Origin of the sequence: Parasphingomonas halimpatiens, assembly GCF_036663795.1 — a bacterium.
Classification (GTDB): Bacteria; Pseudomonadota; Alphaproteobacteria; order Sphingomonadales; family Sphingomonadaceae; genus Sphingomonas.
Genome location: NZ_JAXOJP010000008.1, coordinates 172,739 through 185,875 on the forward strand (window position 1 = coordinate 172,739; position 13,137 = coordinate 185,875).

Genomic DNA, 13,137 nt, shown 5'->3' on the forward strand with positions numbered 1-13,137 from the left:
CGGTTCACTACCGAGCCTCGTCGCGAACCTATCGCTACAGTTCAGCGTTATACGCATGATCGCAAAGGGTGCGCACGCTGCGAAGCTCGTATTCGTTTTTTTGTTTATTTTCGTGGGACCAGAACATGAGCGAACAGACTCGGGCTCCAAACTCCGTCGGCCGACATGTGGTGATTCTGAGTCACCCTGATCCTGACAGCTTCAATCATTCGGTCGCCCGGACATACTGTGAGACGGTCCGCGGGGCCGGTCAAGAGGTGGTGCTTCGTGACCTGTACGCGATCGGCTTCGACCCTGTCCTGAAGGCGATTGAACGACCGGGGCCGCGACATCCCCATCCGTTGCGCGACGTCGCGGATGAGCTCGAGATCATCCGGCGCAGCGACCTCTTCGTGCTCGTCTACCCGATCTGGTTCGGGAGCGCGCCCGCGATGCTGAAGGGCTATGTCGACCGCGTCCTTGGCACTGCCGTTGTGCCGCAAGCTATTCAGGAGGGGAATCCGACCAGCCTGCTCGGCGACAAGACACTTTTGAGCTTCACGACCTCGGGCACTCGCCGCGTCTGGTTGGACGAGCAGGGTGAGCAATCAGCCCTGGAAACGGTGTTCGATCGATACCTGATGCATGCGTTCGGCATGCGTGAGGAGAAGCACGTCCATTTCGACCATATCACCGAAGACCTTACGGAGCGCTTCGCGGCGCAGCATCTGCAAGACGTCAAGGACGAGGCGGAGCGCGCCTGCGCCGAAGTGACGGCTCGAAGCGGAGGTCCTCTTGGTGCCGCAGCCCTCTCCGATCGTGCTTCGCGGTGAGCAGCGTTAAACCCGACCCGCAGCCGACGCTCGGTGCCGAACAGCTCGCGCGAATGGACGCCTATTGGCGTGCCGCCAACTACCTCTCGGTCGGCCAGATTTATTTGCGCGCCAACCCGCTGCTCGAAGAGCCGCTCACGATCGAGCACATCAAGCCGCGTCTGCTCGGCCATTGGGGGACGACGCCAGGCCTGAACTTCCTTTACGTTCACCTGAACCGGCTGATCGTCGAGCATGACCTAAACATGATGAACGTCATTGGACCGGGGCATGGCGCGCCGGGTATTGTGGCGAGCACCTATCTCGAAGGCTCCTATACCGAACATTATCCAGCGATAGAGCGCAGCCGAAACGGAATGCATCGGCTCTTTCGGCAATTCTCGTGGCCGGGCGGTATCCCGAGCCACGTCGCGTGCGAGACGCCAGGATCGATCCACGAAGGAGGCGAGCTCGGCTATTCACTCCTCCATTCTTATGGTGCCGTGTTCGATAATCCCGACTTGATCGTCGCGTGCGTCGTCGGCGACGGCGAAGCGGAGACGGGGCCGCTGGCGGCAAGCTGGCACTCCAACAAGTTCCTGAACCCCGCGCGCGACGGCGCGGTGCTGCCTATCCTGCACCTCAATGGCTTCAAGATCGCCAACCCGACCGTCCTGGCGCGGATCGAGCGCGACGAACTGACCAGCCTGATGCGGGGTTATGGGCATGAGCCGTATTTCGTCGAAGGCCATATTCCGGCCGACGTCCATCAGCAGCTCGCCGCGACGCTCGATGCCGTGCTCGCGCGGATCAAGGAAATCCAGGCGACGGCGCGGTCCGCTGGCGGGTCGGTCGAGCGGCCGCGATGGCCAATGATCGTATTCCGCACGCCGAAGGGTTGGACCGGGCCGAAATTCGTCGACGGCAAGCCCGTCGAGGGAACGTGGCGCGCCCACCAGGTGCCGATCGCCGACTTCGAGAATCCCGAGCACCTGCGCCAGCTCGGTGAATGGATGCGCAGCTATCGGCCGGAAGAATTGTTCGACAACAACGGCAAGTTCCGTGAGGAATATGCGTCGCTCGCGCCGACTGGGCACCGCAGGATGGGATCCAACCCGAACGCCAACGGCGGCGGATTGCTGACACCCCTGATGCTCCCCGATTTCGAAAACTACGCTCTGGAGGTTCCTGAGCACGGCCAGACTAAGGCGGCAGCGACGGCGGTGCTTGGAGGTTATCTCCGCGATGTGATGAAACTCAACGCTGCGGCCGAAAACTTCCGGCTCTTCGGGCCGGACGAGACCGCATCGAACCGCTTGCAAGCGGTCTATGAAGTCACGGCCAAGGCCTGGATGGCGGAGATCGAGCCGGTCGATGTCAACTTGAGCCAGGACGGGCGGGTGATGGAGGTGCTGAGCGAGCATCTGTGCCAAGGCTGGCTCGAAGGGTACCTGCTAACCGGGCGCCACGGCCTCTTCTCGTGCTACGAAGCCTTCGCCCACATTGTCGATTCGATGGTCAACCAGCATGCGAAATGGCTGAAGGTCAGCAAGGCGATTCCTTGGCGCAAGCCGATCGCATCGCTGAATTATCTCCTGACCTCCCATGTCTGGCGGCAAGACCATAATGGGTTTTCGCACCAGGACCCCGGCTTCATCGGCCATATCGCCAACAAGACCGCCGATGTCGCGCGCATCTATCTTCCGCCCGATGCCAACTGTCTTTTGTCGGTGACGGATCACGCACTCAAGAGCTGCGGCTACGTGAACCTGATCATCGCCGGCAAGCAACCCGAATGGCAGTGGCTCGGCATCGACGCGGCCGTCCGCCATTGCATCGCGGGCGCAGGAGCCTGGGACTGGGCCAGCGACCAGGGCGAGCCCGACGTCGTCATGGCCTGCGCCGGCGATGTGCCGACCCTCGAAGCATTGGCCGCGGTGAGAATGCTCCGCGCATACGTCCCGGACATCCGCATCCGCGTGGTGAATGTCGTCGACCTGATGGTCCTGCAACCGCGCTCAGAACACCCCCACGGCCTCGATGACCGCGAGTTCGACGCGATGTTCACCGCCGACAAGCCGGTGATCTTCGCGTTCCACGGCTACCCGGCGATGATCCATAAGCTGACCTACCGGCGGACCAATCACCGCAACATCCACGTCCGCGGCTATAAGGAGAAGGGCACCACGACGACGCCGTTCGACATGGTCGTGTTCAACGATCTCGATCGCTATCGGCTGACGCTCGACGCGATCGAGCGCATCCCACGGCTCCACGACAGGATCGAGGCGGAGACCGCGCGCTATTGGACGACCATGGAGCGCCACAAGCTCTACATTGCCGAGCATGGCGACGATCTGCCGGAAGTGCGCGACTGGCGCTGGTAGCGGTGAACGCAATGGACGACCGCGAGATCATGCTCACGCTCAACAGCGGTTCGTCGTCGCTCAAGTTTGGCCTCTACGACGCCGGACCAGCGGAAGTTGTGGAGTTGGTCGCTGGCGAGATCGAAGCGCCTGCTTACGACGACGCCGCTTTCGACCAGATCGAGCGCATCCTGGCCAATGCGAAGGCGCCCTCGCCTACGGCGATCGGACATCGCATCGTTCATGGCGGTGCGGAGCTTCGATGGCATACACGCATCAATCTCGGCGTGATGGCGCAGCTTGAAGGAGCCGTCGCATTCGCGCCCGTTCATGGCCCGGCATCGCTCGCCCTCATTCGTCTCGCCCAGGCCCGCCATCCTGTCCTACAGCAGGTCGCCTGCTTCGACACCGCCTTTCATGCAACAATGCCCGACCTCGCCGCCGTTCTGCCGATACCCAGGATGCTGCGCGACGAGGGGGTCCGGCGCTATGGCTTTCACGGACTGTCTTGCGAATCCATTGTCCGTCAGTTGGGACACGACCTTCCCGACAAGCTGATCATCGCCCACCTCGGCAATGGTGCGAGCGTCACCGCGGTGAAGGCGGGTCGGTCGATCGACACCAGCATGGGGCTGACGCCATCGGGCGGCGTCATCATGGGGAGCCGCGCCGGCGATATTGATCCTGGGGTGTTGCTCTATTTGATGCGGGAAAAGCACTGGTTTGCCGCACAGCTTGAGGATATGATTGATCGACGGTCCGGGATGCTGGGCATCTCCGAGATTTCCGGCGATATGCGGCGGCTCCATGAGGCCAGAACATCGCAGCCGGATGCCGATCTCGCAATCCGGATGTTCTGCCGATCCACGGCAAAGCAGATCGCCGCGATGATGACCACGCTAGGCGGCGCCAGCGCGATCGTTTTCACTGGCGGGATTGGGGAGCACGACGAAGTGGTCCAGGCCGCGATCTGCGGAGAGTTGTCTTGGGCTGGCGTGACGGTTGGTTCGAGGGGACAAGGCTGCCGGGCTTTTAGTCTTCCCTCCAAGGAGGACGAGCAGATCGCGTTACATGTGCGGGATCTGCAGGCTGCGGCCGGTGCTTCAACACATCGTGTCGGCGGCTAGGTTTTCCGGCTACAGACGGCTCGTAACGCGCCGAGTTCGCAGCCTCAATTATCGACGGTCGCCTTCATTTTTGGCGACAGTCATTGCTTTGGCGGCATAGCTGGACGACACTCGCTAATGATAGAGCGCGGTTATTTTAACGTGGGCGTTCGGAGGAATGAAGGATGTCGGTCACCAACACCGAGGAAGAAGCACTCCTCGCGGTCCGCGGGCTGGAGAAGACCCGTATCGAGGCGATCCGCGGCAACGACGCCGATGCAATGACCGGCCTCCTCGACGAAAAATTCATTTACATCAATGGCAGCGGCAAAATCTATGACAGAAACTCATACGTTACGGCTGTCCGCACTCACGAGCTGACCTACTCTCCGGATCTTGAGCTCACCGAGACCGACCACCGGGTCGACGGCGATCTGGTCATCCTGGTGGGCATGATGCTTGGACATGCCCGTCTCGACGGTGAGCAGCAGGTCTATCACCTTCGGAACATGCGGGTATGGCGCGCGCGCGGAGCCGAATGGAAGCTCCTGGCTTGGCAATCGTCAGTGTTTTGGCAGGCGCCGGCTTGGTCGGGTGCGTCCAACGACGCGGCGAGCTGACGCAGAGCGCTTCATCCCTGCCAGTCTGCTCAGATCGGCATGCGATAGCCATAGAATTCATGGTCTTCGTTGTAGCCTCCCTGGCCGGCGCCGAGATGGGCGAAGTCCGCGACGAACTCGATTGCCGTGACCCACTTGACCATCTTGAAGCCGAGTTCATTCTCGCAACGTAGCCGGAGCGGCGCGCCGTGGAGTACGCTCAGCGGAGCGTCGTTCATGTCATAAGCGAGAATTGTGAGTTCGTGCCCCATGTTGCGCAACTGGTGCACATCATAATAGCGGCCGCCATCGGCACCGTTGGCGAGCGAGTAGAAGACCGCGTAGCGCGCCTCGGGTGTCGGCCGCGCCAGTTCAAGGATGTGGCGCATGGGAACCCCGCCCCATTTGGCGACGCCGGACCAGCCCTGAATGCAGAAATGGGTGGTGATCTGCTCCTGCTTCGGCATGGCCTTGAGGTCGGCGAGCGAGAACTCCTGAGGCGCTTCGACCAGGCCGCTGATCCGGAGACGGTAGCTCGCGAACCCGTCCGCGACCATGGCCTCGAACTCGTCCGAGGCTGGCATGGTCCCGTTCGGCCAGAAGAAGGGGGAAATATCCTTCTCGGTAAGCTGCGAATGGACGTCCCACCGCTCGGCGAGGCCCTTGAGCCAGCCGATCATGATCATGCCGGCGCGCTGGACGAGTCGCGCGTGCCGGATCGTGAATGGCGAGACGGCTAGCCAGGCGACCACCAGGATTGCCATCGCCAACGCGAATAGGGGAAACCCCGCCCAGGAGGCGTCATCGACACCCCCGAACATATGGTTGGTGTTTTGTCTGAGCCCGGTCACGAACACCATGATGCCGTGCATCAGGATGAACAGCACGAACCAGGCGAACGATAGGAAGTGGACCGACCGCATCGCCTGCCGGTTGAAGACTTTTCCGAACCAGCCGAGCTTGTTCGAGATCGCGGGGCTCTGCATCAGACCGGTCACGATCGAGACAGGCGCGGCGACGAAGACGGTGATGAAATAGGTCAGCTGTTGCAGGCCGTTGTAGCGGGTCCAGCTATGGTCGACCGGGAAGTTGAGCGAGGCGTACTGGATCGCGGTGGAAAGCGCCGCCGGGAACACGCCCCAGGTCAGCGGCAGCAGCCGACGCCACTGATCTGTCGAGAACAGCAACGCGTAGAACAGGACGCCGTTGATCACCCACAACAGGTTGACCGAGAAGTGCCACCACCGGGCAAGCCCCAACGAGTGGCGGACGCCCGGCAGGCCCAGCCACGCCGGAATCGTCACCGAATCGTCCTTGGAAGTCCACACCCGGTCCTTTGGCACCGGGCGCTGGAAACGGAACCAGTCCGTCCCCGGCGTCGAATCCCGTCGCCAGTAGAGTCGCGGATGGTCGGCGAGAATCTGCATGCCGGAGCGGATGATGAACAGCATGAAGAACATGTTCACGAAATGCTGGAGCTGAAGCCACCAAGGAAAGCCCGAGTCTACCGAGGGCGCGGCCTGAGCGATGCCCGGATAGTGCTTGATAAACGCCTGGACACCGGGAAGCTCGCGAAGGCTTTGCGCGATAGCGATCAGGAGGATCAGAGCCGTGACGCCTATCGGCAACGCCCACAACACATTGACCCAGCGTCGGCCGATGCGGATCCGCGGCGCGATTCCGTTTTGCGGCGGCAGCCAGTGGTTCAGGCGGAGGCGATCGTCGGCGCCGGTGAGCGCGGCTTCGAGCGGCTCGGGCATCGCAGGAATCTCGCTCATCGCCTTGCTCCTGTCGATATTCGGAGGTCAGTCACTCAGCTTCCTAAGCGCCGAGCCCTTATGGGCGGCAATATGGTCGGTCTTGCTACTCTTGATTTCATATTGTGGCGACTCGGGAGTCGCGCGGTGGGTGTGTCCCTTATAATCGAAGTCGCGGGTATGAACCTTAATGATCGTGCCGCTGACGTGACCGGCTTCCGAGTTCCATCCGACACGGTCGCCAACCTTGAGTCGTTCAGTCATCTGCATTCTCCTAGTGACCAATGCCGGCCAGTCATTTCCAAGTGGAACCTCCGACCCCATCTGTAACGCATGAACACGCTAAATTCCCTGCTGGACCAGGTTCGCGCCTGCCGCGCCTGCGCCGACGTCTTGCCGTTGGGGCCGCGACCCGTCGTCCAGATATCGGCGACCGCGCGCATTCTGATCGCCAGCCAGGCGCCGGGCACGAAGGTGCACGAAAGCGGTATTCCGTTTTCCGACGCTTCGGGGGATCGTCTGCGCGAATGGATGGGTCTGTCGGCGGACCAATTCTATGACGCGAGCAAAATCGCGATCCTGCCAATGGGACTGTGCTATCCCGGACGCCAGCAGAGCGGCGGTGACGCGCCCCCACGGCCCGAATGCGCCCCGCTCTGGCGCGGTCGCCTGCTGGCACACGTGCCCGACCTGCGTTTGACGTTGCTGGTCGGCACGCACGCCCAGACCGACGTGTTGGGACCGGGCAAGATGACCGACCGGGTAATGGGATTTCAGCAATATCTGCCCACCATTTTTCCCCTGCCGCATCCGTCGTGGCGCTCACGCCATTGGGTCGCGAAGAACCCGTGGTTTGACGCAAATGTGCTTCCGGCATTGCGCGGCGCGGTTCGAGATGCGCTTGCATGATGCCCATAGAACGTCCTCCCGTTTATACGATTGGCCATTCGACGCGGAGCATCGCCGAGTTCGTCGAGTTGCTGCGGCGTGGCCGGGTCGCGCTGGTCGTCGATATCCGCAGCACCCCGCGATCTCGGACCAATCCCCAGTTCAACCTTGATGCCCTGCCCGAAGCGCTGTCCGCTAGGCAGATCGGCCATCAGCGCATTGCGGAGTTGGGTGGCCGCAGGAAGAAATCGGAGATCGTCCTGCCAGACGTCAACGGCTTCTGGATCAACCAGAGCTTCCACAATTACGCGGACTATGCGCTGTCCGAAGAGTTTCGTGCCGGTTTCTCACGCCTGACCAAATTGAGCAGGGAACGGCGCTGCGCGATCATGTGCTCGGAAGCGGTCTGGTGGCGCTGCCACCGGCGGTTCGTCGCCGATTATCTGCTCCACGACAGGAGGGACGTCTTCCATTTGATGGGGACCGCCCGGATCGATGTCGCCGAGATGAACCCGGCCGCACGAGCCAAGGGTGCCTCGCTCGTCTATCCCGCGCTGGAAGTGACTGCGTTATAGATCGGGCAAGCGGTCGTAAAATTCGACCTGTATCCGGATGGGGCCGAACGGCTCCACGCGATGGATGTACTCGGATAGGATGAGCTCGAGGCGGCCAGGCTCTAGGATGATCTCCGAACTCGGGTCCTCGACCCGCGTTTAAAGCCCTCAGGCGTGTTTCTCTCACCGGGATCGACCGGGTGGTTGCTATAATCGGCCATCAGCGGCTGGAATGCCTTCGTTTTGAACGCCGCATTGAACGCCTCGTAAAACTATATCACCACGGATTTGTAATTCTGGGCTTCGTTGATCCCCAAGCGAGCCTCATGTAGAGAACGTCGGGTCCTAATTTTCACTGAAAATTGACCCGGATCCTTCTCGGGAAGTGACCCGCGTGGATAGTGATCCGCGTCGCTCAACTTTTCGGCAACGCATATGCCACCACGCTATCCCCGCTTGGTGTCTCCATGAAGTGATGGCCGCCAGCGAAAATCACCAGATATTCACGTCCGCCTTGCTCATAGACGATCGGCGTAGCTTGACCGCCGGCCGGAAGCGGCGCGGACCAGACGGTCTTGCCGGTCTTCAGATCGATCGCGCGGATCAAGTCGTCGGTAGCCGCCGCGATAAACACCAGCCCGCTCGCGGTCACGACCGAGCCGCCATTGTTCGGCGTACCAATGTGAAAGGGCAGATAGCTCGGTACCCCAAATGGTCCGTTCTTGCGCGCGGTCCCGAACGGGCGATCCCACAAGGTCTTGCCCGTCGCGATATCGATCGCGCGGATGCCGCCATAGGGTGGTTGCTTGCACAGCATGCCCGTCCAAGGCATTCGCCAACCCGCATTGACGTTGATCGCGTATGCTGAACCCCATTGCGGGTCGATCGAGTGTGATGTGGACGATGCCTTGCCCGGCGTCATGAAGCGCGGGAACACGCCTAGTTTCGTCGCTTCCGCGCGTGGCACAAGCTGCACATAGTTGGGCATGTCGTTATAGTTTGCGACGATGATGCCGCGCATCGGATCGACCGATACGCCGCCCCAATCGGTCCCGCCATTGTAGCCGGGATATTCGACCGAGCGTCGTCCGACATTGGGCGGTGTAAAAAAGCCCCGATAATCGGCGCGACGAAACTGGATACGACACACCATCTGGTCGATCGGCGACATTCCCCACATGTCGCGCTCGGTCAGCGGATCCTTGCGCAGCGTATGCCAGAGCGAGACGATCTGGGTCGCGGCGCGCTCAGCAGGCTCGATGCCGCCGGTCGGCGCGTTAACCTGCCCGATCGGCGTCAGCGGCGTACCCGTGGCGCGATCGAGCACATACATGTCGCCCTGTTTCGACGACACAATGATCGCGGGCCTGCCCTTATAATCGATTAGCGTCGCCTGGCTGCCGAAGTCATAATCCCAAACGTCTTTCTTAACCGCCTGGAAGTGCCATTTCGGCTTGCCGGTCGTCACATCGATCGCGACGAGGGAGGACGCAAACATGTTTTCCGCCGCCGTGCGATGGCTGCTTAAATAGTCGTTCGCGGCATTGCCCATCGGCACATAGACCAAACCGAGTTGCTCATCGCCCGAACTGCTGGTCCACGAATTCGGCGTGCCGCGCGACCAACTCTGGCCCGCTGGCGGATAGCCGTTCCATTCCGGATGCATCATATCCCAGGCCCAACGGAGCTTGCCGGTAACGGCGTCGAAGCCTTGAATGACGCCCGATGGCGCAAATCGCGTCTGCCCATCGAGGATCTGGTGGCCGACAACCAGCACACCCTTGACGATCGTCGGCGGGGAGTTGATGCCCGCGTAGCCCGGATAGACCTTACCCATGCCGATTTTGGTGTCGGTCTGACCGTTGCTGCCGAAATCGGGGCACGCCATGCCGATCAGCGCATCGACCGCGATCAGGCGCGAATCCATCGTCCCCTCGATGATCCGCGTCGCGCACGGGCTATCTGCAGCAGCGCCCGGAACCGCGTAATACACCACGCCGCGACACGCCGTGGTGTATGGGATCCACTCGTCCGGAACCTTCGGATCGAAGCGCCAAGTCTCCTTGCCGGTCGCTGGATCGAGCGCGACGATCACATTCTTGGCAGTGCAGCTATACAGCAGGTTGCCAACCTTCAGCGGCGTGTTCTCGGTACCGTAAAGCTTGGTGAAATTGGGATTGGTCGGCAGCCCGCCAGTATGCGTTTCCCAAACCTTCTCCAACCTGCCGACATTCTCCAGATTTACCTGCGTGAGCGGTGAATACCGCCGCGCGGCATAGGTTCCGCCATACGCCGGCCAGTCGGGCCCCGTCGATTGTCCCGATGGGTCGGCCATCCCGGCCGACATAGACGCTGGCAGGGCCGCGACCGCAACATCATCGTGCGTGCCGAGCGCCGTGAACAACACGACCGTTGCCAACAGCGTGGCGGCGACGCCGATCAGGCCGTTGCGCCAACGATTAGCGGCAATGCTCATCGTGGGCATCACCAGCAATACTGCGATCAATAAAACGATTGGCGCGATTACCCTGGGGACCAGCGCCCACGGGTTCAAGCCGACTTCCCAGAGAGCCCAAAGAACCGTCAGCAACACGATCGCGATATAGAGCCAGCCACCGTTGATACGACCTCGAACGAGCATGACGCCCGCCACGACCATCGCCACTCCGGTAATCAGATAGTAGAAAGAACCCCCCAGAATCGAGAGCCACGCACCGCCAATTGTCAATATGACCCCGAACAGCGCAAGCACCACGCCAATCACGAGTGCGGACCAACTGTGGTATCGGACCATCCCGTTTCCAGTTCGATAGCGCTGAGGCGTTCGGGGTAGCGTGGGGGCTGAGCCTGCGCCTCGGAAGGATCTAACCCTAAAGCTTGAATTTTGTTCCCAAGATAAGAATATCATTGCCGTTGTTTCTCTCGGGCGAATTGGACCGAGTGCGCATCGCCGAGTGAAACATTTGGCTTGGCATTGCCGGTCTTCTGGAAAAACGCCGGTTTGTCAGACCCTCCCCACGAACGAACATGCTGATCGGCTTGTCTGGCGTTTGCTCGAATTGACATCCGGTATCCGAAGAACTCGTGTCATCATTGTAGCCCCCTAACCATCGCCAAGGTGAGCGAAGCCAGCGAGAACTCGATCGAGGACTTCGTTGGCCTTGGTGCGATGTTCGCCGTGTAGGGCGGCAGGAAAGTCATCTTGTCGAACACCCGCGTGGACAAATAGGGCGGTCCGGCGTGGTCACGACGGTTCCACGCTTCGGTAATGCATCGCCCGATCGGCGAGATCGCTCATATGCGCCGCCGCCTGAATAGTCATCGGATGGTGTGTGAAGCCAGGCCTTGGAGAGATATATGCCGCCATTTCCCGGGCAAGCGCGAGTTGATGGTCGCATCCTTCTGCGAGCAACATGATCATGAGGTTCTCCAACGCGATCACGCGAACCCGAAGCTGAATCAACTCGGCGTCGGTCAGGTTGGGGATGTCGGGGTCCGGGAGAACGTGGGCATGACTCTCTTTCGGTCCGCCTCGGCCCGCCCCTCCCTCGTTGTCCCACCTGGATAGCGCCCTGTGGCGCAATTCTTCGGCACTCGGCGGCTGTGTCTTATTGTCGGGCATACGGAGGCTCTCTTAGTCAGGGAAAGATGGATGTTCGCGGCTGCGCCCCGTTGGGCTCGACCGACCCGCTCACGCCGGCGTTCCGGCCGTGGCCGGCAAGGAGGCCTTCGGCCGTTTGCGAAGGCCAGCGATGAGCGTCGGGATAAAGCGACCCTTCGCCACCTCCTGGGCCATATGCTGCACGCCGTGCACGAGGTCGGTTCCCGCTGTCTTTACGAACGAGCCGACCTGCCCGGACTCCAGCGCTGGCGCATCGCTGCGATACACGCCCTTGGCAGGCTTTACGCCCACACCGACATCATAGACGAGCTTCCCGCCCAGATAAGCGGTATAGGCAAGCACGCCGACTCCGACCGCGCCAACGCCAAGATAGGCCGCATTCGGCTTTCGGTGCTTGAAGCGCCAGAGCGCCATGCCGCCGGCGACAAGGGTGGCGACAAAGTTCAGATTACGATGGGTAATCAGCATATCCTCGGAGGCGCCCTCGACATTGACCTCCTCGCCCGCAATCAGACCTGTGACAGCGGAACCCACCGCGCCGACCGCTGCAACGGCGATCGCCTTTTGTCCAAAAGACAGGAGGGAGTCGTTATCGGTCATGATTCCGAGGACGTCCGCACCAACGGCCAGCGGCAGAAGCGCAATTGGTAGATGCACCAGGGCGGGATGCATTTCTTGCAAACGGATGGCCATGTATTCTCTCCTCAAAGTCTCTGACGATCGGCCGGACGGTTCTCGTAAGAGCCCCACGGCCAAGTTCTGGCTGTGAAAAACGTCCCAGTTTTTACTTCGCCTTCCGTCCCAGAAGAACGTCCCTCAGCACGACAGCATCGTTGTGTATCTCATCGTGGGCCGAATATACGAGCGTGAGCGGGCCCTCCCGTGCAAGCGAGCGCAGCTGGCTTAGAAGTCCGTTGTTCTGATGCAATTCCTTGCCATAGCGGCTGCGGAACTGTTCCCAACGAGCCGGATCGTGACCAAACCATTTCCGCAACTCGGTGCTGGGAGCGATCTCTTTCACCCATTGATCTAGAGCGGCATCCTCCTTCGAAACGCCGCGAGGCCACAATCGGTCAACAAGCACTCGCGCGCCATCCTCGGTACCTACGGACTCATAGGCTCGTTTCAGCTTGACGTTGGCTGCCGGGATTCTTGCGGTCATCCGCCGGACGCCGTTGAATAGGGAACCACGCCCGGCAGCCGGACTTCTGCGACAGCGATTCTCTGCTCAAATTCCAGCTCGGTGCGTAGCCCGTCAAGGTCGCGATGGACAAAGGCCTTGGCAAGCTCGCGGCCGTCGCGGCGATAGATGATCGTGCAATCCCTTGCTTCGAGCAAACCGACGATCTCGGCGTCATCCCATTTCTCGGCGTGGCCGACATAAGCGAGGCTGAAGTCGTATTGCTCGGTCCAGAAGAAGGGGATGTAGTCGAAGCGCTCGCGGCGTCCGAGGA

At 61.1% G+C, this 13,137-nt stretch carries 13 protein-coding genes; 6 read left to right on the forward strand and 7 right to left on the reverse strand.

The features are described 5' to 3' along the window. The first annotated feature begins 125 nt into the window (after nt 1-125). The 4 genes from U1839_RS11130 (at nt 126) to U1839_RS11145 (ending at nt 4,883) form a co-directional block, all read left to right on the forward strand. Entirely contained in the window at nt 126-812 is a 687-nt protein-coding gene (locus U1839_RS11130) for an NAD(P)H-dependent oxidoreductase (RefSeq protein WP_332803703.1), read from the forward strand. Further along, nucleotides 809-3,178, forward strand: a complete 2,370-nt coding sequence (locus tag U1839_RS11135; RefSeq protein WP_332803704.1) for a phosphoketolase family protein — start codon at nt 809-811, stop codon at nt 3,176-3,178. The genes U1839_RS11130 and U1839_RS11135 overlap by 4 nt, the downstream gene beginning before the upstream one ends. Nucleotides 3,179-3,189: 11 nt before the next feature. Beyond that, on the forward strand, nt 3,190-4,284 hold the full coding sequence (locus U1839_RS11140) for an acetate/propionate family kinase (protein ID WP_332803705.1): 1,095 nt from the start codon (nt 3,190-3,192) through the stop codon (nt 4,282-4,284). A gap of 164 nt (nt 4,285-4,448) precedes the next feature. Then, nucleotides 4,449-4,883, forward strand: a complete 435-nt coding sequence (locus U1839_RS11145; protein WP_332803706.1) for a nuclear transport factor 2 family protein — start codon at nt 4,449-4,451, stop codon at nt 4,881-4,883. Nucleotides 4,884-4,912: 29 nt separating this feature from the next. Here the strand turns inward: U1839_RS11145 and U1839_RS11150 are convergent, their stop codons facing one another. After that, nucleotides 4,913-6,640 carry a molybdopterin-dependent oxidoreductase gene (locus U1839_RS11150; protein WP_332803707.1) on the reverse strand — a complete coding sequence of 576 codons (1,728 nt, stop codon included), beginning with the start codon at nt 6,638-6,640 and terminating at the stop codon, nt 4,913-4,915. Nucleotides 6,641-6,667: 27 nt separating this feature from the next. Next, nucleotides 6,668-6,883: a hypervirulence associated TUDOR domain-containing protein gene (locus U1839_RS11155; protein ID WP_332803708.1), complete on the reverse strand. Its 216-nt coding sequence runs from the start codon at nt 6,881-6,883 to the stop codon at nt 6,668-6,670. A 69-nt stretch (nt 6,884-6,952) separates the two neighbouring features. On the opposite strand from U1839_RS11155, the gene U1839_RS11160 reads away from it, so the two are divergent. Both U1839_RS11160 and U1839_RS11165 read left to right on the forward strand, forming a co-directional pair. After that, nucleotides 6,953-7,528: a uracil-DNA glycosylase family protein gene (locus tag U1839_RS11160; protein ID WP_332803709.1), complete on the forward strand. Its 576-nt coding sequence runs from the start codon at nt 6,953-6,955 to the stop codon at nt 7,526-7,528. Further along, a complete protein-coding gene (locus U1839_RS11165; RefSeq protein WP_332803722.1) occupies nt 7,528-8,082 on the forward strand; it encodes a DUF488 domain-containing protein in 555 nt (184 codons plus the stop codon). Before U1839_RS11160 ends, U1839_RS11165 begins: the two co-directional genes overlap by 1 nt. A 394-nt stretch (nt 8,083-8,476) precedes the next feature. Here U1839_RS11165 and U1839_RS11170 read toward each other — a convergent pair whose 3' ends face one another. The 5 genes from U1839_RS11170 to U1839_RS11190 form a co-directional block, all read right to left on the reverse strand. Next, the gene (locus U1839_RS11170) at nt 8,477-10,855 is read right to left on the reverse strand and encodes a membrane-bound PQQ-dependent dehydrogenase, glucose/quinate/shikimate family (RefSeq protein ID WP_332803710.1); all 2,379 of its coding nucleotides are present in this window, start codon (nt 10,853-10,855) and stop codon (nt 8,477-8,479) included. Between the two features lie 450 nt (nt 10,856-11,305). Continuing rightward, entirely contained in the window at nt 11,306-11,683 is a 378-nt protein-coding gene (locus U1839_RS11175) for a hypothetical protein (RefSeq protein ID WP_332803711.1), read from the reverse strand. Between the two features lie 69 nt (nt 11,684-11,752). Beyond that, nucleotides 11,753-12,376, reverse strand: coding sequence for a DUF2231 domain-containing protein (locus tag U1839_RS11180; RefSeq protein ID WP_332803712.1), 624 nt, complete (start codon nt 12,374-12,376; stop codon nt 11,753-11,755). Nucleotides 12,377-12,467: 91 nt separating this feature from the next. Continuing rightward, nucleotides 12,468-12,845 carry a DUF488 domain-containing protein gene (locus tag U1839_RS11185; RefSeq protein ID WP_332803713.1) on the reverse strand — a complete coding sequence of 126 codons (378 nt, stop codon included), beginning with the start codon at nt 12,843-12,845 and terminating at the stop codon, nt 12,468-12,470. Beyond that, nucleotides 12,842-13,137, reverse strand: a 296-nt coding sequence (locus tag U1839_RS11190; protein WP_332803714.1) for an oxidoreductase C-terminal domain-containing protein, incomplete at its 5' end; no start/stop codon positions are given. The genes U1839_RS11190 and U1839_RS11185, both read right to left, overlap by 4 nt.